The sequence below is a fragment of the Leptotrichia sp. oral taxon 218 genome, assembly GCF_018128225.1.
Classification (GTDB): domain Bacteria; phylum Fusobacteriota; class Fusobacteriia; order Fusobacteriales; family Leptotrichiaceae; genus Leptotrichia.
The window spans coordinates 869,841-896,325 of record NZ_CP072377.1 but is presented as its reverse complement, the minus strand read 5'-3'; the positions used below and the strand labels follow the sequence as shown (position 1 = coordinate 896,325).

The window sequence follows — 26,485 nt, the reverse complement described above, 5'->3', positions numbered from 1 at the left end:
ATTTAATTACTATAATTTTAAAAATATTTCGTAAAAAAAGGTTTCTATAAAATAAAATTTATAAATCACATTATTTTAAGAAACCTTTTTATATTTAAATTATATTATTAAAATTAAAATAAACTACAAATTATTTAATATACGCATATGTAAAATCTGTTATTCCTGTTATTTCTCTTCGAACAAGTCCGTAAATTTTAGGATTTGTGTAAGTATTTTCGATTGCAAAATAAATTGGTGCAATTACTGCGTCGTCAATTAAGATTTTTTCTGCTTCGTTAATTTTCTTATCTCTTTCGGCACTTTTTGGCATTTTGTAAATTTCATCAACTAACAAGTCATATTTTTGTTTTTGCCAAACAGAAGCGTTTTTATTATCTTTTGTCTTCCATCTGTCAAAATATGTAGTAGCATCGTCATATTTTGGCGACCAAGTATTTAGAACAATGTCGTATTTTTCGCTTCGTGTCATGTTTAGACGCTCTTTTAGCGATACAACTGTTATTTTTGTCTTTAATCCCAATTTTACTCTTAATTCTTCCTGAATATGCTGTATTTCCAATGTTTCAGGATCAGAATTTCCTGCGAGTAATCCTAGTTCAAGCTCTTTCACTCCAAGTTCTTTTAATGCTTCGTCATATAATTTTTTAGCCAATTTTGGATCTTTATCATTTATGTAATTATTATCAGGATATTCTTCTCTATATTTTTTTGAATATCCAGAAATTTGATTACTAATTACTGATCTTGCGGCTATTGAACCATCGTTGTTTTTTATTTTTTTTATATTCACATCTCTGTCAATCGCCATTGAAATAGCTTGTCTTAATTTTTGATTTTTCAAAAATTTGTTATTTAAGTTATAATCTAAATACCACAGTTTTCCTATTAAGAAAGAATTTAATGTTTTATCTTTTCTATATTTTTCAAGATTATAGTTTTCAACTCTCGAAATATCAATTTCTCCATTTTCTATTAAATTATCTACAGCATGAAAATCTGAAGAAACAATGTATTTTATTTTAGGTATTTTTATATTTTTAGCATTCCAATAATTTTCATTTTTTTCAAGTAATGTTTCCCCATCGCTTAATTTTGTTATTTTATACGGTCCATTAAATAAAAAACTATCTAAATTTACAGCAAAAGTCTTTTCGTGAGTTTTATAAAAATCTTCTTTAATAGGTGCTGTTATTGGAAGTGTTAAAATATATTTAAAGTAAGCTACTGGATGTTCAAATTCTATTTCAAGGTTATTATCATCTATCGCTTTAACTCCTAATTCATCAGCTTTTGCTTTACCTTCATAATATTTCTCTGCATTTTTTATTGGAAAAAGCATTTCTGAGAATCTTGCAGCTGTTTTAGGATTTAAAACTCTTCTAAATGCAAACACAAAATCATTTGCAGTAACCCTAGAACCGTCACTCCATTTGGCATTTTTTCTAATTTTAAAAGTCATCTTATTATTATTTTCTGTAAAACTTTCAGCCACTCCACCAGTATAGTTTCCTTTTTGTCAAGACGCAAAAGTCCTTCATAAATAGAACTATCAACTTGAACAGAAATCATTTCCGTAAATAAATGTGGATCTAATGTATTGTAGTTAATTCCTAAATTAAATACCACAGGATCATCATTTTTTGTTTTACTTTTAAAAAAAATACTTTTTATTCCTATTCCTAAAATTAAAATAACTATAACGAAAAATAAAATTTTAAATTTTTTCACAATTCCTCCTTAAAATATATTAAATGGTTTTGTACTTTTTCATTAATATGCTAAATTTACATAATTTATTTTACTATTTTTTTAATTTTTTTTATTTTAATGCTTCTTTTATTTCTTCAACTTTGTCAAGTTTTTCCCAAGGTAAATCAATATCAGTTCGTCCAATATGTCCAAATGCCGCCAAATCTTGATATCTAAACGACGGTTTTCTAAGACTAAGCGATTTTTCAATACCTCTAGGTGTTAAATCAAAAATTTTAGAAACAGCTTCTTCAATTTTAGTTTCGTCAACAGTTCCAGTCCCAAATGTTTCGACTCTTATTGATACCGGCTCAACAACTCCAATCGCATAAGACAACTGAACTTCACATTTAGTGGCAAGTCCTGCTGCAACGATATTTTTAGCAATCCATCTTGCCGCATAGGCAGCCGATCTGTCAACTTTTGACGGATCTTTTCCAGAAAATGCTCCTCCACCGTGTCTAAAATATCCACCGTAAGTGTCAATTATAATTTTTCTTCCAGTTAGCCCAGAATCCCCGTGAGGCCCACCGATTACAAATCTTCCAGTTGGATTTATATGAAATTTTCTAACTTCGTCAATTTTTAAATCATATTTTTCAAGCACAGGTTTTATAACTTTTTCTTTCAAATCAGCTTCAATTTGTTTTTGTGTAACTTCTTCATCATGTTGAACTGATAGCACAATTGTATCTACTCCTAAAACTTTTCCATTTTCATCATAAACAAGTGTAACTTGCGCTTTAGCATCAGGTCTTGCCCAAGAAAGCTCTTTACTTCTAGTAAGTTTTGTCAATTTTTGAATAATTCCACGAGATAGAACAAGCGCAAGCGGCATAAGTTCTTCAGTTTCGTTTACCGCACCACCAAACATAATTCCTTGATCCCCAGCTCCACCTGTATCAACTCCCATTGAAATATCTGGCGATTGAGAGTGAATAGTATTTAGCACACCACAGTCAGCGTCAAATCCCATTCCAGGTCTATATCCAATTTCAGTTATTTTTTCTCGCACTATTTTTTGCACATCTACATAAGTTTTAGTCGTAATTTCTCCACCTATAACAACTAATCCAGTTGTTGCAAACGCTTCACAAGCAACTCTCGAATTTTCATCATCTTTTAAACAAGCGTCCAAAATTGAATCAGAAATTTGATCACAAATTTTATCTGGATGCCCCGGTGATACAAATTCTGATGTAAAATAAACTTTTTTTCCCATTCTTTTTTCCTCCTAAATTTTATTAAATTTTTATTTCAAAATATTTTTTTTAAAAAAAATCTCTTCCTGCTAGGAAGAGAATTATAATTCTTATCTTCGCATTCAATGCCAGGATTTAGCACCTTGTAAAAATACAGGTTGCTGGATACTCAAAACGGGCCTGTCCCTAATATCTCTCTTGATAAGCTATTTAATTTTAATTGTTATGTATTAAGTATACAACATTTTTTTAAGAATGTCAATATTTTTATCTACTTTATTTACTATTTACTATATTCTTTTGCTTTATTTTTCATAATTTCATCTATATTTACTTCTTTTTCTCGTTATTATGATTTTCATTTGTGTCTTTCTTTTCTTCTATTTTTTTCTCTTCTTCAGCTTTACCCTTACTTTTAACATTATTTAAAGTGCTTTCAGTAAGACTTTTTGAATCTGAATTTCCTAAAAAAGTTGAAGAATTTCCAGATTTTCCTGCTTCACCTTTAGTCACAGAATGACTTTCTCCCGAAGAATTTGGTCTTTCAAGTCTTTCAAGTGTCGCTTTTGCATTTTTATCCCCATTTTGTGCTGCAATTTTGTACCATTTTACAGCTTCAGCTGTATCTTTTTGATTGTGATATGACATTGCAATCGGCATTGCTAGTGATTTATTTCCCGCTTTGTAGGCTTTCATCAAATAAGGTCTAGCTTCTTCTTGTTTTCCACTGTCGTAAAGCATTGCTCCAACTTCAAAATTTGCTTCTTTTACACCACGATTAGCTGCTTTTTGAAACCATTTTACAGATTCAGCCGTATTTTTTTGCTCTTTGTTAATAAGTGCTATACGAACATCTGCTTCTTTTATTCCGGCATCGTAGGCTTTTTCAAAATATTTTTTAGCTTCATCATATTTTTTTGCTCTTACTAAGTCTACTGCTTTGTTATATTCTTCAGCTCCAGGTCGCATTCTAAGCTGTCTAATCATAACAGGTCCTCCACCACTTACAACTCTTCTGCCACCTTGTCTTCTCACAACTCTTTCAGTTGTTCTTGGAAGTTGTGCCATAAGTTTATTTGCTTGTTCTGTATTTCCTTCTTGTTTTAAAATTACTGCCAAGTTATAAATTGCTTCAGGATAACCTTTATCAACTCCATATTGCAAAATTTGTTTTACTTTATTAGTGTCTTTTAAGTTGTAATAAAGTTGCGCAAGTGTCATAATCGACTCTTTATCTCCATTTTGCGCCTTTGTCAACGCTTCTGATACTTTTGCTGGATCAATTTGATTGTCAATTAATTTTTGCTGTTCTTCAGGAGTCAAGTTTTGGATATTTGGATTTCCTTGTCCTTGTTTTGCTCCTAAATTGAAAATATCTGTATTTATTGGTTTGTTTGAAATTTGCGTCTGTGATGTTTTATTGTCTTTTGCTTTCTTTTTACAAGATACAGTCATTGTTCCAAGCGCTAATATAATTAGCAAAAATGTCAATTTTTTTCTCATTTTCATAGTTTTTTCCTCTCTTTTAAAATTATTTATTTTTTTATTTTAAAACGAACCTAGTTGTGCCGCATCTAATATTTTATACATAAAATCTTGACTAGCTTTAGTTGTCGGCTCATCGTCAAAATTTATCGTAAAAAGTCCATCTCTATTTTCCCACAATCTGTCAAAATAATTATAGACATCTTTTGTCAATTTAGAATCTTTATTTGTTAAAACTCTTAAATTGGCGTCCATTATGTAACCACGAATATTTTTTTTTATATAATTTGCAGAACCTGTGTGTATTATAACATTTCCATCTGTTTTTTTCATTAGCATTATCTTTGTATGAAATTGTTCATTATTTGTAAAATACCATTTTATTTCTATTTTATTCTTTGTTTTTTTCTTTAATTTTTTTGAAACAGGTTTATTAGGAAGTCCATTTGTGCTCATTCCAAAAGCATCTCTGCTTCGATCAAAAATAATTCTCACTTTAACTCCACGGTTAGCCGCTTTAATAAGTTTATCTATAACTGGTCTATCGGCTAAAAAATACATTCCCATAAGAACTTCGTCCCCAGCCTTTAAATTATCAATATCCTTGTCCAAATTTTCACCTATTTTAGCTTCTGACTCAAATTGAACTCTGTAGCTGTTATTTGGATCATCACTTTGCAAAGCATCTCCAGTTTTCGTAAGTTCTCCAGTTTTATAAAAATCCTGTGTTCCCTTATCAACAAAATTTCCTTTATTTTTCTCAATTTCTTCAATTTGCTTCTGCAAATCTGATTTCAAATTTTCATCTTCTCTAAATTTAATTTTTGATCCTTGCGAATTCTTTATATTATTAATAGGTTTTTTAGCTTCACTTTTATTTGAAACATCTATATTTCCACCTGAAAATTTTGCAACAAGCTGTAAATCTTTTAAAATGTCTTTTGTAATTTCCCCATCTGCAGAAATTGCCACATTTTCGTGGAAATAACTTGGATCATGAATATTTGCACTTGCAACTACGACCTTGTTTTCATTCAAAAAAATCTTTCTGTGATCAGCTTTTACATTTAAAGCACGAAATAAATTTCTAAGTGTAAGTTTTGGCCACATCGGTCCATAAAAATTAGTAATCCATCCTTTTCCCTGCGGATTTCCAAAAGGCTCTATGACACTTCTCCAAATTGGCGAATACCATGGAAAAGTATCTTTTAATTTATAAATATCCACATCTATAACATCAATTCCAGCATTTTTCATCTCTGTGATAAGCGGATGTTCAAATGCTCCATACAAATTATTATTTTCATCTGACAGTACATATACTTTTAAATTTGGATTTTCCATCTTCTTTTTCACAAGTCTTCTCGTATACTCCTTTGCAAATTCAGGAAATTTATCCACATCTTTATTATAAATATCGTTAAATAAAAACATTTCAATTATCAAATAATCATTAGCGTTATCAACAACTTCGTAAGTCGCATCCCAAATTTTTCTGTCATACTTAATATTTCCATCTTTGTCCAAATAAGTCAAATCATAGTGAAAATCGACATTTTTACTATCTCTAATTGGACTTTCATAATCGACTCCCTCAGGCGGTGTCTTTATTGTTGTACAAGACATAAGAAAAAATAAAATTCCTATTGTGAAACTTTTTTTTATTATATCTTTTTTTTTATTTTTATTCATATTTTTCTCCTTAGCTCACCAAATTATTAATCCATTTTTTACTTTTCAGTCTTCTAATACAAGGCCAAATTTTTATAACTTCGTCGCTGCATGAAAGCAAATAAACAATGTAAATTGGCCATCCTAACTGAAGTCCTGTAAAATATGTGATTGGAATTGCAACGCACCAAAGTGGAACTAAATCCATAAATATCGTCCAAATCACATCTCCACCAGCTCTTAAAATTCCAACTAAAAGCTGCAAACTCAATGATTTTACAACAATTATAAAAACTTCTGATTTTACAATTTGCTTAGTTAATGGATAAATGCTTTTAGAAATTCCCATAAGTGATAAAATTAATGGACTGAATAAAAGCACAAAAAGTCCAACTAGAATTCCACAAAAGAATGACACTCTCAATAAAATCATAGAATAATTGTAAGCATTTTCTTCGTTTCCAGCACCAATTTCATTTCCAATAATTGCCGAAGTTGCACTTGAAAGTCCAAAAAATAATGTTAAAACTAAGCTGCTTATCGCTTTTACTGTTTGAATTGAAGCCGCATAATTTGTTCCCATTCGTCCGAAAATTACAATGTAGACACTTGACCCCAAAACCCAAAGTATTTCATGCAAAAATACAGGAAGTGAAATTTTCATAACTTTTACAAAAAAATGTAGCGATAAATCAAATAATTCACTTATTTTTCCAGCAATTGGCAACTTTAATTTATAAATTATAAAAATAATATAAAATGTGCTTATAATTCTTGCAATAACAGTCGCAGTTGCAGCTCCCCTAACTCCTAGCGCAGGAAACCCCAAATATCCAAATATTAAAACAGTATTAAACATCAAGTTTACAACTAGTCCGATAATGCTTGAATAAAACGAATATTTTGTCTTTCCAATAGCACGAAGCTGCATATTAAAAGCAAGTCCAACTCCCATTAAAGGATATATCCAAGCGACTATTCTCATATATGACGCTCCCACTTTTATAACTTTCGCATCTTTTGTAAATACCGAAATTATGACTTCTGGAATAAAAATTCCTGCAAAGAAAAAGATTAGTGAAAATACAAATCCAACTATTACTGTAATTCCAAGACATCTCTTTAAATTTTTATAATCTTTATTTCCAAAATACTGAGCTGCCAAAATCCCACCTCCACTATTCATTCCAAAAAGTGAAGTCACAAAAATCATAAAGATTTGATTAGCAAATCCTGTTCCAGCAACTGCGATCGTTCCAAGTCCAAGAGCTACATTATTTTTTCCAACCATAAATATGTCAATAAAATTCATAAGGCTGTAAATCATATTTTCTATTGCAACTGGAAGTCCCACAGAAAAAACTTTTTTATAAACTGTTTTTTTCATTTTTCTCCTTTATTTTAATAAAATTATACAAGATTAATATTACCATTATTTTATGATTTTTTCAATCTAAAAAAAACAAAAAATAAAAGTTAAAATTCTTTTTTTTATTTTTTATTGATATAATTTTATAGATTTGCTATAATACAAATTAAGTATATTAAGTTTTATAAAAAAGTTTTTAAAATAAAAAAAGAACAAATAAATTAAATTATTTATTAAATTATAAATTAAATAATAAAATAAATAAATAAAATAAATAAAATTAAAAATAAAAAAAAAGAGAAAGAGAAAAGAAAAATTATGAATAAGAGAAATATTGTACTAGTTGTTATGAGTATTATCTTTATGATGACTTATTCAAGTCTTTTGGGAACACCAAAATTTACGAGTAAACTTAATAATTTTGTAAACGAAAATAATTTGTCGCATAAAGATATTGACGATATAGCAAATGAAATTAGCAAGATGAACAGTGAAAAAAACGATGTTTTTGCTAAAGAACTTAAAAAAATTGGAAAAAGAAAAAAAATCGAAAGTAATTCACGGAATGAATTTCATGTAATTACAAAAATTAATGGAAATATAGATTTTTTTGACGATGTGATAAGAAATAGAGATTTATTTCAAAATGACAGATTTTTTGAAAAAAGAAAAGAAAATGATTTGAGGATAAGAGAATAAAAAATTTTGATTTTGATTTTAATTTACAAAAATTTTTTTTGTTAAATTAGAGCAAAAATAATATAATTATTATTACAAATAGTAAGTAATAAGATAAGATAAGATAAGATAAGATAAAAAATAAAATAAAAAAAGATAGAATAAATTAAATTAAACTAAATTTAAATTAAATTAAAAAAATAAAGATAAAGATAAAAAATAGAGAAGAATAGAAAAGAATTTAGAAAAGAAAAAAGAAGAAAAAAGAAGAAAAAAGAAGAGAAGAAAGGAAATAAAAAATAAAATGCTTAAAAAACTTGGAGAAAAAATATTTGGTACTTCAGACGAAAGAGAAATAAAAAAAATGAGAAAAATAGTGAATAAAATCAATGAAATTGAACCACTATTTGAAAAGATGACAGATGAACAATTGCAGCACAAAACTGTAGAATTTAAAGAAAGAATTTCAAAATCAGAAACTTTGGACGACATTTTGGTTGAAGCGTTTGCGACAGTAAGAGAAGCATCTAAAAGAATAATGGGAATGCGTCACTACGATGTTCAATTAATTGGTGGAATGATTTTGCACAGAGGATGCATTGCAGAAATGAAAACTGGGGAAGGTAAGACACTTATGGCAACACTTCCTATTTACTTAAACGCACTTACTGGAAAAGGTGTGCATGTCGTAACTGTAAATGATTATCTAGCTAAAAGAGATAGAGATATTATGGCTGAGCTATTTGAGTTTTTGGGATTAAGATCTGATTTTATCGGTGGAAATATTACTCCAGAACAAAGGAAAATTGCTTATCAAGCAGACATAACTTATGGAACAAACAGTGAATTTGGATTTGACTATTTGAGGGATAACATGGTTGGATCTCTTGAAGAGAAAGTTCAAAGAGGACATAATTTTGTAATAGTCGATGAGGTGGATTCAATTTTAATTGACGAAGCGAGAACTCCACTGATTATATCTGGAGCCGCTGAAGAAACAACAGAGTGGTACAACACTTTTGCAGAAGTTGCTAAAAAATTGAAAAGAAGTTATAAAACTGAAGAAATAAAAGATAAAAAAAATACGGTAATTCCTGACGAAGACTGGGAAGATTATGAAGTTGATGAAAAATCACATACTGTTACAATTACGGACAAAGGGATTAAAAATGTTGAAAGAATTTTGAAAATTGATAATCTTTATTCACCTGAATATGTTGAACTTACACACTTTTTAACACAAGCGTTAAAAGCAAAAGAACTATTTAAAATTGACAGAGATTATATTATCAACGACGATGGAGAAGTTATAATAGTAGACGAATTTACTGGAAGACTTATGGAAGGTAGAAGATATTCAGATGGACTTCACCAAGCGATTGAAGCCAAAGAACATCTGGAAGTTGCAGGAGAAAACCAAACTTTAGCTTCAATAACACTACAAAATTATTTTAGAATGTATGAAAAACTGTCAGGAATGACGGGAACAGCAAAAACTGAAGAAGAAGAATTTAAACAAATTTATAACTTAAAAGTTATAGTTGTTCCTACAAATAAACCTGTTATAAGAAAAGATTTGCCAGATGTTATTTATATGAACAAAGATGCTAAATACCGAGCAATTGCAAGAAAAATTGAAGAATTGTATCACAAAGGTCAGCCAGTTTTAGTGGGAACTGCGTCTATCCAACATTCGGAAGAAGTTTCTGCGCTACTTAAAAAAGCAAGAATTCCTCATGAAATATTGAATGCAAAACATCACGAAAGAGAAGCAGAAATCGTATCTCAAGCCGGAAGATTTAAAACTGTAACAATTGCAACAAATATGGCAGGTCGTGGAACCGATATAAAACTTGGAGGAGATCCTGAATCTTTTGCTTCGAAAGTTGCTATAAAAGGAACGCCTGAATATGAGGATATTTACCACACTTATGTAAAAGAGTGCGCTGAAAATAGAAAAAAAGTGCTGGAAGTTGGAGGACTTTTCATTTTAGGGACTGAAAGACACGAATCTCGTCGTATTGACAATCAGTTAAGAGGTCGTGCGGGTCGTCAAGGAGATCCCGGAGCATCAGAATTTTATTTGTCGCTAGATGATGATTTAATGAGACTTTTTGGTGGAGATAAATTAAAATCTATGATGAAGATGTTAAAAATTGACGAAGATGAAGAAATCCGTCACAAACAAATTACTAAATCAGTTGAAAACGCACAAAGAAGAATTGAAAGTCGAAACTTTTCATCAAGAAAAAGTCTTATTGAATATGACGATGTAAATAACACTCAAAGAGAAGTCGTTTATGAACAAAGAGATGCCATTTTGAAAAATGAAAATTTAAGAGAATTGATTGAAGGAATGATTTCAGAAACTGTTGATATTATTGTAAATAATGCATTTGCTGGAGAATCTGGAGAAAAAGATTTGAATTTATTGGAAGATAAATTGAATGAAACATTTGATTATCAAATTGATCTTAATAAAATCGAAGGAAAATCGGCAGAAGAAATTTCAAATTTAATTTATGACGATTTGATAAAAATCTATGATGAAAAAGAAGAAGCTGTCGGAGATGAAGTATTTAGAAAAATAGAGCGTTATATAATGTTAGAAGTTCTTGATTCAAAATGGAGACAGCACTTGAAAGATTTGACAGAATTGAGAGAAGGAATTAGACTTCGTTCTTATGGTCAAAGAAATCCAATTCACGACTACAAAATTGTTGGATATGATGTTTACAACGAAATGATTGACGCAATCAAGAGAGAAACTAGTTCATTTATCTTGAAATTAAAAGTTCGTGGGGAAGAAGATACAAATAATTTGACTCACGAAGAAGTTTCAAATGTGAAATATGAACACACTGATGACAAAATTAATGTAATTGGCGATGATTACCAGCAAGAAGTTATTCCAGAAAAACCTGAACAACCTCAAAGACCGCTTTCAAGAAGAGAAAGACGAGAACGAGCAAGAAGAAATGTATAATTAAAATAAAAAATTATTTCAAAATTAAGTAATTTGACAATTTTCTTAATTTATAAAAAAATCTCTTGAAATATTTAACAAAAAGATAGCAAGAAGTCTCCGACTTCTATAAGTGGGAGATGAATTGCTTTTTTTTTTTAAAGTTGAAAAAAGGATACACCTATGATACAATTTTTGTATAAAATATTGAAGAGAAGTCATTAAAAATAATATTCAAAATCAAAAGGAGGTGTAATTTTATGAAATATAATTTGGCATTCAAATACAGAATTTATCCAAATAAAGAGCAGGAATTGTTGATAAATAAGACTTTTGGATGCGTTCGTTTTGTTTACAATACGATTTTGTATAATGCTAATAAAATTTATGAAGAAACTGGAAAAAATAAAATAATTACACCTGCCAGTTTGAAAAGTGAAAATCAATTTTTGAAAGAAGTGGATAGTCTTGCACTTTCAAATGCTCAATTGAATGTGAGACGATCATTTACGAATTTTTTTCAAAAGAGAGCGAAGTTTCCAAAGTTTAAATCTAAAAAGAATAATGTTAAAAGTTACACGACAAATTGCGTGAATAATTCAATAAGAATTGAAGAAAATAAATATTTGATTTTGCCAAAATTGAAAAAAATGAAATTGAAATATCATAGAGAAATACCAAAGAATTATAGAATAAAGTCGGTAACATTGACAAACAGTAATGGAAATTACTATGTTTCTGTTTTGACGGAATTTGAAAAAGAAATTCAAAAAGTGCCAAGTAATGATAAAGTAATTGGACTTGATTTTTCAATGTCTGAATTATTTGTCAGTTCTGAAAACCAAAGGGCTGATTATCCAAGATATTTTAGGATGTTGGAGAAAAAATTGAAAGAATTACAAAAGTCATTGTCAAGAAAAATGAAATTTTCTAAAAATTGGTATAAACAAAAAATGAAAATATCAAGATTACATGAGTATATTAAAAATTGCCGAAGAGATTTTTTGCATAAATTATCGAAAAAATTATCTAAAGAGTATAATGCTGTGGTTGTTGAGGATTTGAATATGAAAGGGATGAGCCAGGCATTAAATTTTGGTAAAAGTGTAGGAGATAATGGGTGGGGAATATTTTTGAGAATGCTTGAGTATAAACTGATGTTTTTAGGGAAACAATTTTTGAAGATAGATAAGTGGTTTCCGTCATCAAAAACTTGTAGTGGATGTGGAAATGTTAAAGAGGAACTGAAATTATCAGAAAGAAGTTATAGATGTGAGTGCTGTGGAATTGAAATTGATAGAGATTATAATGCGGCACTGAATATAAAAAACATTGGGAAATTGATGTTGGAATATTAGGAAATAAAAAGACAGGGTAGGAACTACCCGAAGAGCTTGGTAAATATATTTGGCTAACAAAAGCAGGTACTTCCCAAGAAGCTCCCGCTTCTAAAAGCGGGAGTAGTTCACTTATTCAAGAGATTTCTTTTTTTATTATGTTTTATTTTATTATTATTTTCCTTCTAAATTGTCCAACATACGAGAAAGATTTGACAATTCTGAATCTAATTTTTCATCTAAAGTCATTTTTTTAGCTTTTTCTTTTCTTGCTTTTGTTTTAGTTTGAGATTTTTTAGTTTTATTTGTTCTTTTTGTTTTAGTTTCTTTTCTTTTAATATTTTTATTTGTATTTGCATTCGTATTTTCCAAATCTTCTTCTTCGTCTCCAATTACTGTTGGAGTCAAAACTGTAGCTTCATCTGACCCATCATTTACAGTATTTTGAATTTCTTCTGAAGTTGCAGCTGTATTTGAAGTTTCGTCAGTCAAATCTGGATATGCATGTAAAAGTACATCTCTTGGTAAATTTGATTGATTAACATTTTCAACTTTACTTGCCGCATATGACAATTGACACAAAAAAAGTGCTGCTACTGTCATTATTGCTTTTTTTCTCATAATTTTCTCCTTAAATTTTTATTTTAGTTATTATAATCTAACTTTATTTGAATTTAATTTGTTTAAACTTTTTTATTCCTTTTTTAAAAAATTTTTTTCAAAAAATTTATAAAGCCTGAGAAATTTCTTCCAAAATCAATTTAGCGCTTTCCACAGGATCTTTAGCTTTTGTAATTGGTCTTCCAACAACTAAAAAATCTACATTATTTTTAATTGCATCAAACGGAGTCATTATTCTATTTTGATCATCGTCACTTTTTCCTTGTGCATTTAATGTAAACGCCGGTCTTACTCCAGGACAAACAGTTACAAAGTCTTGACCTAATTTTTCTTTAATTTTAGCTGATTCCAAAGGTGAGCAAACAATTCCATGCATTCCGCTATTTTTGGCAATTGTCGCCAAATTTAGAACCATTTCTTCAACATTTAAACTACTTTTGAACATTTCCAAAATGTCGTCGCCAGATAAATTTGTCAAAACTGTAACTCCGATTAAAAGACTTTCTGAACCAGTTTCTTTTACTAAATTTGAAACTTCTCTCATAGTTTTTCTTCCATTTGAGCAATGAATGTTAAACATGAAAACATTTTTTTGAATAGCATTTTTACATGCCATTTTTACTGTATTTGTAATGTCGTGAAATTTTAAATCTAAAAATACTTTTTTCCCTTTTTCGTGCAAATAATCAACCAATTTCCCATCTGTGCTCAAATAACTCTCAAGTCCAACTTTGTACATTGAAATATTATCTCCAAGTTGTTCCACCAATTTTTTTGCGTCTTCTAAATTATCAAAATCCAACGCTACAAATATTTTTTCTTTAGCTTTTTCATTTATTTTATTCAAAATTTTTCTCCTTTTTTTATTTTATTTTATTTAATTATTTTTAAAAGACCACAAAATAATATTAATCAAAATAATTTTAATTTTATTCAATTTCCAGTCTTTTTCTATAAGAAATTCCATCGTCAGGATGAGAAAATCCAATAATTTCTGAAATATTCGATAAATTTTTCTTTTCACAATATTCCAAAAGTCCTTTTTTTACTTCAAGAGCTACTAAAGGATTTCCAAAAAAAGCCGTTCCTATTGAAACTGCCGATGCTCCCGCCAAAAAGAACTCAATCGCATCTTTTGCACAGCTTATTCCACCCATTCCTAAAATTGGAATTGACACCGCTTGTGAAACTTGATGTATCATTCTTAATGCAATTGGCTTAACCGCAGGACCCGACATTCCGCCATAAGTGTTTCCCAAAATTGCTTTTCCAGTATTTGTGTCAATTGCCATTCCAAGCAAAGTATTTATCATCGAAATTGCGTCTGCTCCTTCACTTTCTACAATTTTTGCAATTTCCACAATATTTGTCACATTTGGTGACAATTTTACCATTAACGGCTTATTTGCAACTTTTCTCACTTCTCTTGTAACAAGTCTTGCCATCTCAGGATTTGCTCCAAAAGCCATTCCGCCGTCTTTTACATTTGGACATGAAATATTCAATTCCAAAATTTTTATTTCTTCAAGTTTATCAAGTCTTTTTGTAAGTTCCACATATTGCTCAACTGTACTTCCATTGATATTTGCAACTATTGGCACATTTAAATGTTCTTTTATTTCTTTTAGCGTATTTTTCTCAAAATAGTCAATTCCAGGATTTTCAAGACCTACGCTATTTAGCATTCCCGCTGGAGTTTCTGCAATTCTTGAACCTGAATTTCCATCTCTTTTTTCCAAAGTCAAGCCTTTTATGACAACTGCTCCCAATTCATTTGGGTCGAAATAATCCATATATTCTGTTCCAAAAGCAAAGCATCCACTTCCTGTAAAAATTGGATTATTTAATTTTACTCCCAAAAAATTTGTTGAAAGTTTACTTGTTTTATTTTCCATTTAATTCACCTCCATTTTTTACATTTCCAGATTTTTTATCAAAAATTTTGCTGTAAAAAACAGGTCCATTTTTACAAACTTTTTTCATTCCTTCTTCGCTTGGAATAGAACATCCCACACAAGCTCCGACTCCACAAGCCATTCTCTCTTCCATTGAAACTTGTGAAACTATATTATTTTCATTTGAAATTTCACTAATCAAGTCCAAAACTTTTTCTGGTCCACATGAATAAATTATATCAATTTTTTCGCCAATTAAAATTTCTTTTTTTAATAATTCAATAACATTCGTTTTTTCTCCTAGACTTCCATCATCGCTACAAATTTTAAGCTCAATTCTTTTATCTGAAAAATCAAAATTTTCAAGCATTTCTAAAGTTTTTTTATCTCTACCTCCAGCGATAAAAACAATTTTTTTATTATTCTCATCACTTTCAGTTTTATTTTTCAATAATTCTTTTAATAACTGTTTTAACGGAGCAAGTCCAATTCCTCCACCAACAATTACTATTTTTGATGTTTCTTCTATTATTTCAAAACCATTTCCAAGCGGACCTTGAATATTTATGACATCTCCTTTTGCATAACTTGTCAACTCTTTTGTACCCTTTCCCAAAACTTTGTACAAAAACTCTATTTCTCCAGTTTGAGAATTTACGCTGTGCAAACTTATTGGTCGTCTTAAAATCATGATTTCATTTTTTAACTTTAACATATAAAACTGTCCCGCAACTGGAATATTTTTTTTATTTTTGACATTTTCAGATTTCACTCTCATCAAAAAATTATCTCCGCCGACAGCTTTATTTTCCAAAATTTCCACATTTTCTAAAAATTCCGTCTTTTTATTTTTCTCACAATTATTTTGCATTTTAAATTTTTCTCTCCATTTCAAATTTTTATTTTTTTATTTTTTTATTTTTTCAGGAAATCTATTTAGTTTTTAGATGAATTTCATCTTCTGAAATAATTTTTTCGCAATAAAAACATTTATATTTATTTTCTTCTTTTAATCTCACAAATTTTGTCTTAATATTTTCATGATTTGAAATACATTTTGGATTGTCACATTTTACAAGCTCTTCAACTTCATCCAGTCTTTCTAATTTTGTTTTTTCTACAACTTCATAATCTTCAATAATATTTATCGTTGCATCTGGCGCAATAAGTGAAATATTATTAAGCTCATTTTCCTGCAAAATTTTATCTTCAATTTTTATAATCCCTTTTTTCACAAGTGAACTACTTGGCATATTTGTAGCAACTGTAATTCTTTGCGAATAATTTTTTAACTTTAAAATTTCCACAATTAAAAAAACTTTTTTTGACGGAATATGATCAATTACAATTCCGTTTTTTATAGCTCCAATTAATAATTCTTTTCCTTTACTCATTTTATTTACCTTTCATTTAAAAATTAAACAATAAATTATTATTTTTATTATAATTAAAATTTATAAAAAAATAAAATAAATTATTATACCATTTTTTCTTTTTCTAAAACTTTTAACATCATAGCTTGCCTAATAGGAATCCCATTTTTAGCCTGTTTAAAATATAGTGCATGTTTTGTCGAATCTAAATCTATTGAAATTTCGTCAACTCTTGGAAGCGGATGTAAAATAATCATGTCATCTTTACATTTTCCTAAAATATTTTTTTTGTTTATTATGTAAATTCCTTTTAATTTTTCATATTCATCAACATCGAGAAATCTCTCTTTTTGAATTCGAGTCATATAAAAGACATCAATTTTATCAAGACAATCTCTGAAATCAGATAAAATTTCATATTTTATGTTATTTTTACGCAAATCTTCCAGCAAATAATCTGGCATCTGTAAAATCTGCGGTGCCACAAAATAAACCGTTGGATTAAAGTGAGTTAGTGCTCTCATAAGCGAATGAACTGTTCTTCCATATTTTAAATCTCCAACAAACGCAATTGACAAATTTTCAAGCGTCCCTTTTTCTTCTAAAATTGTGTATAAATCTAGCAAAGTTTGACTTGGATGCTGGTTTGATCCATCTCCTGCATTTATGACAGGTTTTTTTGAAGTGACTGAAGCAAGTCTTGCCGCTCCGTCAAATGGGTGTCTTACAACAATTACATCGGAATAGCTTTCCACCATTTTTATTGTATCCGAAAATGATTCTCCTTTTTTTAGTGAAGAATATTCTGCTGGTGGCAACTGCAAAACATTTGCTCCCAATCTATAAGCTGCCGACTCAAAAGACATCTTTGTCCGTGTGCTCGGTTCAAAAAAAAGAGTGGAAACAATTTTGCCACTTAAAATTTTTAATTTTTCTTCTTCTGAAGTATTTTCAATTCTCTTTGCCAATTTTAAAATTTCCATTATCTCTTCTTTTGTCATATCATTCATTGAAATAATATCTTTTTTCATCTTTTTCTCCTATTTTTTATTTTCATTCCAAAAATTTTTCTTAATTAAATAATAACATATTTTTTTTGGTAATTCAATAAATCTAAAAAAAATCTAGAATTTTTTTCTTTATATTTATTCAGTTTTTTATCGAGAACTTTAAAATTAAATTTAGATTTTTTTCATTATCTTATATCTACTTACTTTTTAAATTTTAATATTAATTTATTTTAATTTCATTATTTCAAAAATTATCTTTTTAAATTATAAAAAATGATTATTTAATAATAAAGAGTAGAATTTTTTCTACTCTTTAATTTTTATTTTTATTTTTGTTTTAATTTTTATTTTAGTTTAGTTTTAATTAAATTATTTTAATTTTTTAAATTTTTAATTTTCTAAAATTTTATCAGCAAGTATCAATGCAATTTTTTTCTCTCCAACTTTAAATTCCACAGTCATACTTTTTGTGTCAACTTTTTTTATTTTTCCCAAACCAAATTTTTTGTGAGTCACAGTTTGTCCCGCTTTGTATTTTGAATTTTCAGTTTTTTCAACTTTTCTTGGTTCAATTTTTCTTCCAAATCCGCCTTTTGAAAATGGATTAAAATTTTCAACTTTTGGAATGCTTTTAGCTACGGCAGATCTTTTCAAAGTTCCAAATCTTCCACCGACATATTCCAAATTATCTTGCTTCATTTCATGCAAAAATCTTGATGGCTTTCTAAAATTATCATCTCTTCCCCAAATTTTTCTTGTCGAAGCATATGAAATAAACAATTCTTTTTTCGCACGAGTAATTGCCACATAGCAAAGTCTTCTCTCTTCTTCAATCTCGTCTTCTGGTGAATCAAATGAAATTGAAGGAAATAATCCTTCTTCCATTCCCACTAAGAATACATAATCAAATTCTAGTCCTTTTGAGCTATGAATTGTCATAAGTTTTACATAATTTTCATCTTCTTCAATGCCGTCCGATGATGAAGTCAGTGAAATCATATCAAGATATTCTTCCAATGTAATCTCTGGATTTTGTCTTTCAATTTCAATTATACTGTTCAAAAGTTCTTCAATATTTTTTATTCTATCTTCTTTGTTATCTTCAAGACTATCTATATATCTCGTTTTTGCCAAAATTTGATCAAATATTTCTTTTATTGATAAATTTTCAAGGTTAGAATGAATATTTTTCATCATTTTATAAAAACTTACTAAAGTTGGTTTTACAGTTGAACGAAGCGAAATTTTATCCACATATTGAAGCGCATCAAACATTGATATATTATTTTTACTTGCAAACTCTGAAATTTTCTGAATTGTCTTTTCTCCAATTGCTCTTTTTGGAACATTAATAATTCTAGCAAAATTATGATTATCATTTTTATTATTTAACAAACTTAAATATGCTAAAATATCTTTTATTTCTTTTCTTTGAAAAAACTGCATTCCGCCATAAATTTTATATGGTACATTTGCATTAAGCAACTTTTCTTCTAATATTCGAGATTGTGCATTTGTACGGTAAAGTATTGTCATATCTTTATAAGAAGCTCCATCTTGGACTTTTTTTACAATTTCTCTTACAATATGATTTGCTTCATCAAAATTATCCGTAGCATTATAAACTTTAATTTTTTCCCCTTCGCCAGAATCTGTCCAAAGATTTTTTCCTTTCGAACTTTTATTATTTTTAATAAGCTCATTTGCTGTATCAAGTATTTTTTTAGTTGACCGATAATTTCTCTCCAATTTTACAGTAAACGCATTTTTATAATCTCTCTCAAAATTTAATATATTATTAATGTTTGCTCCACGAAATGCATAAATACTTTGATCTTCATCTCCCACAACACAAATATTTTTATATTTTTCCGCAATCAAATTAATTATTTCATATTGAAGGTTATTTGTATCTTGATATTCATCAACCATAATATATTTATATCTTTCCTGCACCCTTTCAAGAACATATCTGTCATCCAGCAATTTTCTCGCATTCACAAGCAAATCTGAAAAATCCATCGCATTATTTTTTTTCAAAGTTTCGTTATAGCTCTGATAAATTTGCGAAAAAATTCTATTCGCAGAAATTTTCAAGTCAAAATACTGATCAAGTTCTTCGACTCCAATTCCTTCCTCTTTTAATTTACTAATTCTATTTGCCAAAGCTCCTGGTTTTGTACTATCATTGTCTCCTAAATTCATTTCTTTTTTTATTTTAGTAATAATAGATTTTTGATCATCAACATCATAAATATTAAAATTTCTGTCGTATCCAACCCTTTCAGCATACATTTTTAAAAGTCTTACAGAAAAAGCGTGAAATGTTGAAACAACTAAATTTTGTGCCTCAGCTCCAATAAGTTCTTCTGCTCTTTCTTTCATCTCTTTTGCAGCTTTGTTTGTAAAAGTTAGAGCAAGTATATTAAGCGGAGAAATTCCCCTTTCTTTTATCATGTGTGCCATTCTGTAAGTGACTGTTCTAGTTTTCCCACTTCCAGCTCCAGCTAAAATTAGCACAGGCCCATCAACTTTTTCTGCCGCTTTTCTCTGTTCTTCATTTAATTTATCTAAAATACTCAATTCTCTTCTCCTTTTTTATTTTTAAATTATTCTATATTTAATTCCTATTAATTTAGAAATTTTTTCAATTATTTGATTTTCTTCAATTTCATTATTATTGCTAGTCTTTTTATAAACAATTTCTCTTAAATTTAAATCCGATTTTTTTATCAAATCAGCCATGACCAAAATTTGATTCAAAACTCCCTTTTTATTTTTTGAAACAATTATAACTTCAGAATCTTTTCGCAACTCACACATAAAATCCAAAATTGTATAATTTTTTTCAATTGGAAGCAAAATCCCACCTGTAATTCTCACAAACAAAAAATCATTTTTTGAAATTTTTTCTTCAACTTTTTTTCGCAAATTTTTTAACGCATTTTTTTCACAATTTAAAATATTTCCACTCAGAATTATCGTTTCACTTTTAATATTTTTATTTTTTGCCAAATTTTTTATATACATTTCTTCAACAAACTTTTTCCCAACATTAATTTCAGTTCCAACAAAAAAATAAACTTTAGCTTTTTTTTCATTTCTGTGATTTATAATAAAATGCCTTTTACATCTAGCTTCGTAGTTTTCACTTGTTCCAACCATCACAAGCGGATCTTCATAATACGCAGGTTTCCCATCCAAAAGTCTTTGACTCGCATAAGCAGGCTTTCCGCAAACAGTGCAAATCGCATGTAACTTTTCAACTTCATCAGCAATTGCCATAAGTTCTGGTACAGGTTCATACGGCTCTGCTCTAAAACTTAAATCAAGCCCCGCCACAATCACTCTTTTCCCAAAATTGACATATTTCTTACAAAATTTCACAATTTCATTGCCAAAAAACTGAACTTCGTCAATTCCAATAATTTCGGCATCAATATTTTCATCCATAATTTTTTCCATTTCTTCAATATTTTTTACTGGATATGCAAAAACGCTTTCCTTTCTATGAGAAAATATTCCATTTTCTCCGTATCTTTTGTCAACTGAATGTTTGAACGCAATAATTTTTTGTTTTGCAAATTGTGCCCTTCTAAGCCGTCTTATAAGCTCTTCACTTTTCCCAGAAAACATGCTTCCAGTTATTACTTCAAGAGTTCCTATTTTAGGATTTTCCATCTTTCCCCTTCCAATTTTTTATAAAAAAAATAAAAGATATAAACTGTAAAACACAGTAAATATCAATTATTTTTTATTAAATTTATTTATTTTAAAATTTTTATTTATTTATTTAAAAAACTTCAGCTCCATATAAATTTATTTTTTTCTTTTCAATAGTCCATTTATCTGGCAATTTTTCAAGTTCTTTTCTCATATTTTCCAAAAATTCATCGTTGTCATAATTAAGCGAGATTAAAGTTGGTCCCGCACCACTTATGTACTCTCCCAATGCTCCATATTTTTTGGATAATTCAAATATTTTTTCAGAATCGTTTATAAGCGCAAATCTATAAGGCTGATGAATTTTATCTCCCAATAAAAATCTTAAATTTTGATATTCTCCTTTGCTAAAAGCATTCACCAATAACCCAAGTTTTGACATATTGTTAATTGCGTCCGAAACTAAATAAGAATTTGGAAGCACACTTCTAGCTTTTTCAGTTGACAATTTAAAATCTGGTATCATAACATAAAAACATAAGTCATCTGAACTAAGAAGCGAACTATACACCAATTTATCCTTGTCGTGAGCAGTTAAGACCATTCCACCAAATATTGCAGGAACAACATTATCTGGATGTCCTTCCATCTCCACAGCTAATTCTGCAATTTTATCTACATCCAAAACATCTCCCGCAAATTTATTTGCAATTAAAATTCCCGCAACAATTGCTGATGAGCTACTTCCAAGCCCACGAGAAATAGGAATGTCGTTTCTTGTAATATTCACTTTGTAACTTGGAATATTTTTTACCAAATGTTTTTCAGTATATTTTATCGCTTCAAAAATTAAATTTTCTTCAATCGGTATTGGAAAAGGTTTTCCATTTTCAAAAAACTCAATTTTATCGCTCTCTTCAACTTCCATTTCTAAGAAATAATCTAGTGCAACTCCCAGGCAATCGTAACCAACACCAATATTTGCAGAAGTTCCAGGTACTCTAACTTTAAATTTTAAACCCATTTTTTATCTTATAAATTGAAAAATTTTAATTTAATTAAAACTTTCCAATCAATCTCCTTTCTTTTTCTTTTTTTTCTTTTTTTTTCTTATTTTTATATTTTTCTTTTACTTTTTATTTTTTTATATTTTTATCTTTTATTTTCTTTCTTTTTTCCCTATTTTTATATTATGGCCGAGTTTATTTGCTTATTTTTATTTTTTTATTGTATTATTGTTTTTTGTTATTTTGTTTATAATTTTAAATCTAAATAATGAGCCCATTTAATTTGACTTAATTTTCTCAAATTTTTAAGCGCATTTCCTTCTACTTCACTATCCACAGTAAGTAACATTATAGCACTGTTATCTCTTCTTCCAACATTCATTGTTGCAATATTTACACCAGCTTTTCCTAATGTTGCTCCAACGGCTCCAATTACTCCTGGGACATCGTCATTTCCAAGATAAATCATATTATCTGAAATCGCCATATCGACATCGTGTTTTTTAATGTTTACTATTCTCTCTTCGCCATTTATTCCAATTGTTCCGACAACATGAACTTTGTGTCCTTCTTCGTTACTTACAACAAATTCAATTGCTGATGCATAATTTTTGTACTTTTCATCTTTTTTATTTATTGAAATATTAATTCCTCTTTTTTCAGCAAGCGGTCTTGAATTTATGTAATTCACTTCTTCTTTTAACACAGGTTCTAAAATTCCTTTTATTGCAGTTGCATCAACTAATGCTGTCTCTTGCTGTGCTATTTCACCATAATAATTAATTACGATATTTGAAATTGGATTTTTCTCAATTTGAAAATAAATTTTTCCTAATTTTTCAGCCAAGTTTATATAAGGTTTTACGATTAAATATTCTTCTCTTCCAATTGACGGCAAATTTACCGCTGTTTCCACGATTTCTCCACGAAGTCCGTTTAATACTTGTTTTACAACTTGAGTTCCAACATTTCTTTGCGCTTCATAAGTTGTCGCTCCAATATGCGGCGTTGTAATCGCATTTTCAAATTCATAAAGTACACATTCACTTCTTGGCTCAACTGAGTGAACATCGTAACCGAAACTTGCTATTTTTCCACTTTTTAGACCTTCTGCAACCGCTTCTTCGTTAAATAATCCACCACGAGCAGCATTTACAAGCCGTACTCCATCTTTTAATTTAGAAATATTTTCAGAATTTATCATATTTAATGTTTCACTTGTTTTTGGCGTGTGAATTGTGATAACATCTGATTTTTCTAGAAGCTCATCAAGTGTATTTGCTTTTTTGCAGCCATTTCTTTTGAAAACTTCATCAGAAATATACGGATCATATGCGATCAAATTCATTCCAAACGCTTTCATTCTCTTTGCCATAAGACTTCCAATTCTTCCCAGTCCAATAATTCCCAATGTTTTTTCAAATAATTCATTTCCAACAAAAATTTCTCTTTCCCATTTTCCGCTTTTTATAAAATTATTTGCTGAAACTATATTTCTTGCTGACGCTATCATAAGTCCAATTGCAATTTCACAAGCCGAAACTGTGTTGCTGTCAGGCGTATTTGCAACAATTACTCCGTGTGCAGTAGCTTCGGGAATATTGATATTATCAACTCCATTCCCAGCACGACCTACTATTTTTAAATTTTTAGCTCTATCAAGCAATTCTTTGTCAACTTTAATAACACTTCTCACAATTAAAGCGTCATAATCTTGTATAATATCTAAGATTTCTTCTCTTTTAATTCCAATTTTTACATCCACTTTTATATCTTTTGCCTCTTTTAAATGTGAAATTGCTTCATCATCAATATATTCTCCAACTAGTATTTTGAACATAGCCTCTCCTTTTTTGACTTTAAAATTTCTGTTTTATATACAAATATCTTATCATAAATTTAACTACAATTCAACATTTTTATAAATTTTCATAACTAAACTATATTCTAAAATGTATTTTTTACAATAAATTCTACTCTTTTTCTGTCGAATATTCTGAAAAGATGAGCAAATGGTCTGAAATATATTTTTTTATTTCAGCATAATTATTATTTGATATAAAATTATAAACTCCATAATTTCCAGTAAATTCTTTTGTTTTTTTTGATTAATAAAAAAATTGTCATATGAACTTACAAGTTTTGTGTCCGATAATGTTGTTGGGTTTCCCTTTGGGTCTAAAATATACGAAACATCGTATTTTTCAGACAAATTTTTAAAAGCTAAGCTATCCGCAGACATATTGAAATCTCCAGCAATAATTATATCATCTTCATCTGTGAGTTTTGAAAAATATTCGTAGACATTCGCATAATTTGAAGCTTCGATAAGTCTTTGTTTTTCTTTGTCACCAAAAACTGAATGCGCTATGATGTAGACAAAATCAAAGTTTCCACTTTTAAAATATGCACCAAAAGGTTCCCGCATAAACTCATTTTCATCTTTTTCCGCATAAAATCCGACTGGCTTTGCTTCAAAAAATTTATTTTTTCTGTAAATAAAAGCGTAAAATTCCCGATAATTCTCACTTCCCACGGAATGATCTGAAATTATATAATCCCAATTTTCTTGCGTCAATTTTTCCAAATGCGCTCTCACTTTTTTTACACCTTTTTCATTCATCACTTCTTCCAGTCCAATCAAATCAAAATTTGACAAAATTTTTGCAAACGCACTATAATCTTTTTGCTTTTCTCCAAGTCTTAACGCATTAAACGAAGCTATTAAAACCGTATTTTCACTGCGAGAAACTCCGCTTTGAGAATTAAAATCTGAAATTTTCTTTTTGGAACAGCAAAATAAACTTAAAATAATAATTACAAAAATTAGTTTTTTTATTATATTATTTTTTACATCAATCACTTTAATCAATTCAAACAATTCAATCAACCCCTTGATTTTTTATTTTTTTAATATAATATTAATTATAACTTATTTTTTAAAAAAAAGCCATCGTTTTTTTACGATGACTTTTAATTTTTTTTTAGTTTTTATTATTAGTTTGCTCTTTCGATGTACTCTCCAGTTCTTGTATCAATTTTAATTTTATCTCCAATTACTACGAATAAAGGAACTTGTAAGCTGTAACCGTTTGCAATTGTGGCTGGTTTTGTCGCTCTTCCGATTGTATCTCCTTTTAATCCTGGTTCTGTATAAGTAACTTCTCTTATAACAGTATTTGGCAATTCAACTCCAACTGGTCTTCCTTCATACATCAAGACTTGAATAATCATTTCTTCTTCTAAAAAGTTTACAGCTTCCCCTAAATCTTCTGCAGTTAATGCAATTTGCTCAAAAGTTTCCTGATCCATGAAGTTGTAATCTCCTTCACTTTCGTATAAAAATTGCATTTGATTTCTGTCTAAAATGATGTCGTCCATTAATTCAGTTGCAAGTACTGTAATTTCTTGAATTTTTCCTGAAATTAACTCTTTTGTTTTAAATTTTACTTCTGCCGCTCTTTGTCTTTTTCCTGATGTCGATTGGTGTCTTTCAGCTTTTAGTATTAAATAAGGTATGTTGTCCTTTCTGTATGTACTTCCTTGTCTTAATTCTGCTGCTGGTTTCATTAATTTCCCTCCTGATTTATTTTATTATTTTTAATTAATTAACTAATATCTTATAAAATAAGTGGCTGTCACAACTAGTCGCATTCTTTTGTAAATTTGGTTTTGTATTTCTTCATCTTTGTTTAAAATATCTTCATTGTCTTTTAATACTTCAAATTGACCTTGCGTCATACTTTTTAAGCCATTTATTTCATTGCCATTTACTTTTAGCATTTCAATTGCTCTATTTTCCGCATCTTTTGTTGCATCAACTAGCAAATCTTTTTTATATTTATCAATATTTGTAACAACATATTCAGGTTTTGTAATTTCAATATTGTCACTTTGTAATTTCAACTCCAATAAATTTTCATAAAACTCTTTGACCTTGTCAATATCCCCAGTAACAATTGATATAATTTCCTGTCCGTCATAGTTTGAAATATTGGTTGCCGAAACTTGTGTTTCTTCACCGCTTTGAGAAGTTTTTTCTGCTTCTTTGTCATAATTTGGCTGAATTTTTAAATTTTCAATGTCGTAACTATTTTCATTGATTTTTAAACTTTTTAATTTTTGAATCACAATTTTTTCTTTATCATCAATATCTTGCCTTAAATTATCCAAATTTTCATTTTTTCCTGAAATTATTATCCTGATGAGCGCTTTATCTGCCTTGATTCTCTTTTGCGCAACTCCTTTTACAGTAATTCTGTTGTCAAGTTTATTCGTCTTGTCAACCGCATTTGAAATTAATGCCGCCGACACAATTAAACCGAACGACAATATTGTAGAAATTATTATAAATTGTACTTTTTTCAATTTGTTTCACTCCTTAGTCATTGAAGTTTTTATCTTTTAAATTATAATTTATTTTAAAAAAAATGTCAAATTAATTTTTATGTGTAAAA

22 protein-coding genes and 1 riboswitch are annotated in these 26,485 nt (G+C 28.9%); of the genes, 3 read left to right on the top strand and 19 right to left on the bottom strand.

Annotation, left to right across the window (positions count from 1 at the left end):
- Positions 1 to 130: 130 nt before the first annotated feature.
- The 6 genes from J5A73_RS04135 to J5A73_RS04115 form a co-directional block, all read right to left on the bottom strand.
- Positions 131 to 1,495, bottom strand: a complete 1,365-nt coding sequence (locus tag J5A73_RS04135) for a peptide ABC transporter substrate-binding protein (RefSeq protein WP_249069392.1) — start codon at positions 1,493 to 1,495, stop codon at positions 131 to 133.
- Positions 1,459 to 1,731 (bottom strand): hypothetical protein, encoded by a 273-nt coding sequence (locus J5A73_RS10425; RefSeq protein ID WP_249069390.1) that lies wholly within the window; start codon positions 1,729 to 1,731, stop codon positions 1,459 to 1,461. The genes J5A73_RS04135 and J5A73_RS10425 overlap by 37 nt, the downstream gene beginning before the upstream one ends.
- 91 nt (positions 1,732 to 1,822) lie before the next feature.
- Positions 1,823 to 2,974 (bottom strand): methionine adenosyltransferase, encoded by a 1,152-nt coding sequence (gene metK / locus J5A73_RS04130; protein ID WP_211616894.1) that lies wholly within the window; start codon positions 2,972 to 2,974, stop codon positions 1,823 to 1,825.
- An 87-nt stretch (positions 2,975 to 3,061) separates the two neighbouring features.
- Positions 3,062 to 3,162, bottom strand: a riboswitch (SAM riboswitch).
- 122 nt (positions 3,163 to 3,284) lie between these two features.
- Positions 3,285 to 4,463 carry a tetratricopeptide repeat protein gene (locus J5A73_RS04125; RefSeq protein WP_249069389.1) on the bottom strand — a complete coding sequence of 393 codons (1,179 nt, stop codon included), beginning with the start codon at positions 4,461 to 4,463 and terminating at the stop codon, positions 3,285 to 3,287.
- Between the two features lie 39 nt (positions 4,464 to 4,502).
- Positions 4,503 to 6,131, bottom strand: coding sequence for a phospholipase D family protein (locus tag J5A73_RS04120; RefSeq protein WP_211616892.1), 1,629 nt, complete (start codon positions 6,129 to 6,131; stop codon positions 4,503 to 4,505).
- Positions 6,132 to 6,141: 10 nt separating this feature from the next.
- Complete coding sequence (locus J5A73_RS04115; RefSeq protein WP_211616890.1) at positions 6,142 to 7,497, bottom strand: MATE family efflux transporter; 1,356 nt, start codon at positions 7,495 to 7,497, stop codon at positions 6,142 to 6,144.
- Between the two features lie 300 nt (positions 7,498 to 7,797).
- On the opposite strand from J5A73_RS04115, the gene J5A73_RS04110 reads away from it, so the two are divergent.
- From J5A73_RS04110 to J5A73_RS04100, 3 genes are all read left to right on the top strand, one after another.
- Positions 7,798 to 8,178 carry a hypothetical protein gene (locus tag J5A73_RS04110; protein WP_211616888.1) on the top strand — a complete coding sequence of 127 codons (381 nt, stop codon included), beginning with the start codon at positions 7,798 to 7,800 and terminating at the stop codon, positions 8,176 to 8,178.
- 283 nt (positions 8,179 to 8,461) lie between these two features.
- The gene (gene secA, locus J5A73_RS04105; RefSeq protein ID WP_211616886.1) at positions 8,462 to 11,143 is read left to right on the top strand and encodes a preprotein translocase subunit SecA; all 2,682 of its coding nucleotides are present in this window, start codon (positions 8,462 to 8,464) and stop codon (positions 11,141 to 11,143) included.
- 239 nt (positions 11,144 to 11,382) lie between these two features.
- On the top strand, positions 11,383 to 12,480 hold the full coding sequence (locus J5A73_RS04100) for an RNA-guided endonuclease TnpB family protein (protein ID WP_211616884.1): 1,098 nt from the start codon (positions 11,383 to 11,385) through the stop codon (positions 12,478 to 12,480).
- 153 nt (positions 12,481 to 12,633) lie between these two features.
- Here J5A73_RS04100 and J5A73_RS04095 read toward each other — a convergent pair whose 3' ends face one another.
- From J5A73_RS04095 to J5A73_RS04035, 13 genes are all read right to left on the bottom strand, one after another.
- Positions 12,634 to 13,080 (bottom strand): hypothetical protein, encoded by a 447-nt coding sequence (locus J5A73_RS04095; RefSeq protein WP_211616882.1) that lies wholly within the window; start codon positions 13,078 to 13,080, stop codon positions 12,634 to 12,636.
- A 106-nt stretch (positions 13,081 to 13,186) separates the two neighbouring features.
- The gene (pyrF, locus tag J5A73_RS04090) at positions 13,187 to 13,927 is read right to left on the bottom strand and encodes an orotidine-5'-phosphate decarboxylase (RefSeq protein WP_211616880.1); all 741 of its coding nucleotides are present in this window, start codon (positions 13,925 to 13,927) and stop codon (positions 13,187 to 13,189) included.
- Between the two features lie 82 nt (positions 13,928 to 14,009).
- Complete coding sequence (locus tag J5A73_RS04085; RefSeq protein ID WP_211616878.1) at positions 14,010 to 14,975, bottom strand: dihydroorotate dehydrogenase; 966 nt, start codon at positions 14,973 to 14,975, stop codon at positions 14,010 to 14,012.
- Complete coding sequence (locus J5A73_RS04080) at positions 14,965 to 15,846, bottom strand: dihydroorotate dehydrogenase electron transfer subunit (protein ID WP_211616876.1); 882 nt, start codon at positions 15,844 to 15,846, stop codon at positions 14,965 to 14,967. The genes J5A73_RS04085 and J5A73_RS04080 overlap by 11 nt, the downstream gene beginning before the upstream one ends.
- A 61-nt stretch (positions 15,847 to 15,907) precedes the next feature.
- The gene (gene pyrI / locus J5A73_RS04075) at positions 15,908 to 16,369 is read right to left on the bottom strand and encodes an aspartate carbamoyltransferase regulatory subunit (protein WP_211616874.1); all 462 of its coding nucleotides are present in this window, start codon (positions 16,367 to 16,369) and stop codon (positions 15,908 to 15,910) included.
- Between the two features lie 83 nt (positions 16,370 to 16,452).
- Positions 16,453 to 17,379 carry an aspartate carbamoyltransferase gene (gene pyrB / locus J5A73_RS04070; RefSeq protein ID WP_211616872.1) on the bottom strand — a complete coding sequence of 309 codons (927 nt, stop codon included), beginning with the start codon at positions 17,377 to 17,379 and terminating at the stop codon, positions 16,453 to 16,455.
- Positions 17,380 to 17,748: 369 nt separating this feature from the next.
- On the bottom strand, positions 17,749 to 19,941 hold the full coding sequence (locus J5A73_RS04065) for an ATP-dependent helicase (RefSeq protein WP_211616870.1): 2,193 nt from the start codon (positions 19,939 to 19,941) through the stop codon (positions 17,749 to 17,751).
- Between the two features lie 21 nt (positions 19,942 to 19,962).
- Complete coding sequence (locus J5A73_RS04060) at positions 19,963 to 21,039, bottom strand: thymidine kinase (RefSeq protein ID WP_211616868.1); 1,077 nt, start codon at positions 21,037 to 21,039, stop codon at positions 19,963 to 19,965.
- Positions 21,040 to 21,151: 112 nt separating this feature from the next.
- Positions 21,152 to 22,045 (bottom strand): homoserine kinase, encoded by an 894-nt coding sequence (gene thrB / locus J5A73_RS04055; protein WP_211616866.1) that lies wholly within the window; start codon positions 22,043 to 22,045, stop codon positions 21,152 to 21,154.
- Between the two features lie 230 nt (positions 22,046 to 22,275).
- Complete coding sequence (gene serA, locus J5A73_RS04050; protein ID WP_211616863.1) at positions 22,276 to 23,868, bottom strand: phosphoglycerate dehydrogenase; 1,593 nt, start codon at positions 23,866 to 23,868, stop codon at positions 22,276 to 22,278.
- A gap of 192 nt (positions 23,869 to 24,060) precedes the next feature.
- Positions 24,061 to 24,909 carry an endonuclease/exonuclease/phosphatase family protein gene (locus J5A73_RS04045; protein WP_249069388.1) on the bottom strand — a complete coding sequence of 283 codons (849 nt, stop codon included), beginning with the start codon at positions 24,907 to 24,909 and terminating at the stop codon, positions 24,061 to 24,063.
- A gap of 116 nt (positions 24,910 to 25,025) precedes the next feature.
- Complete coding sequence (gene efp, locus J5A73_RS04040) at positions 25,026 to 25,598, bottom strand: elongation factor P (RefSeq protein WP_211616861.1); 573 nt, start codon at positions 25,596 to 25,598, stop codon at positions 25,026 to 25,028.
- A 42-nt stretch (positions 25,599 to 25,640) separates the two neighbouring features.
- Positions 25,641 to 26,396 (bottom strand): SIMPL domain-containing protein, encoded by a 756-nt coding sequence (locus J5A73_RS04035; RefSeq protein ID WP_211616859.1) that lies wholly within the window; start codon positions 26,394 to 26,396, stop codon positions 25,641 to 25,643.
- Between the last annotated feature and the right edge of the window lie 89 nt (positions 26,397 to 26,485).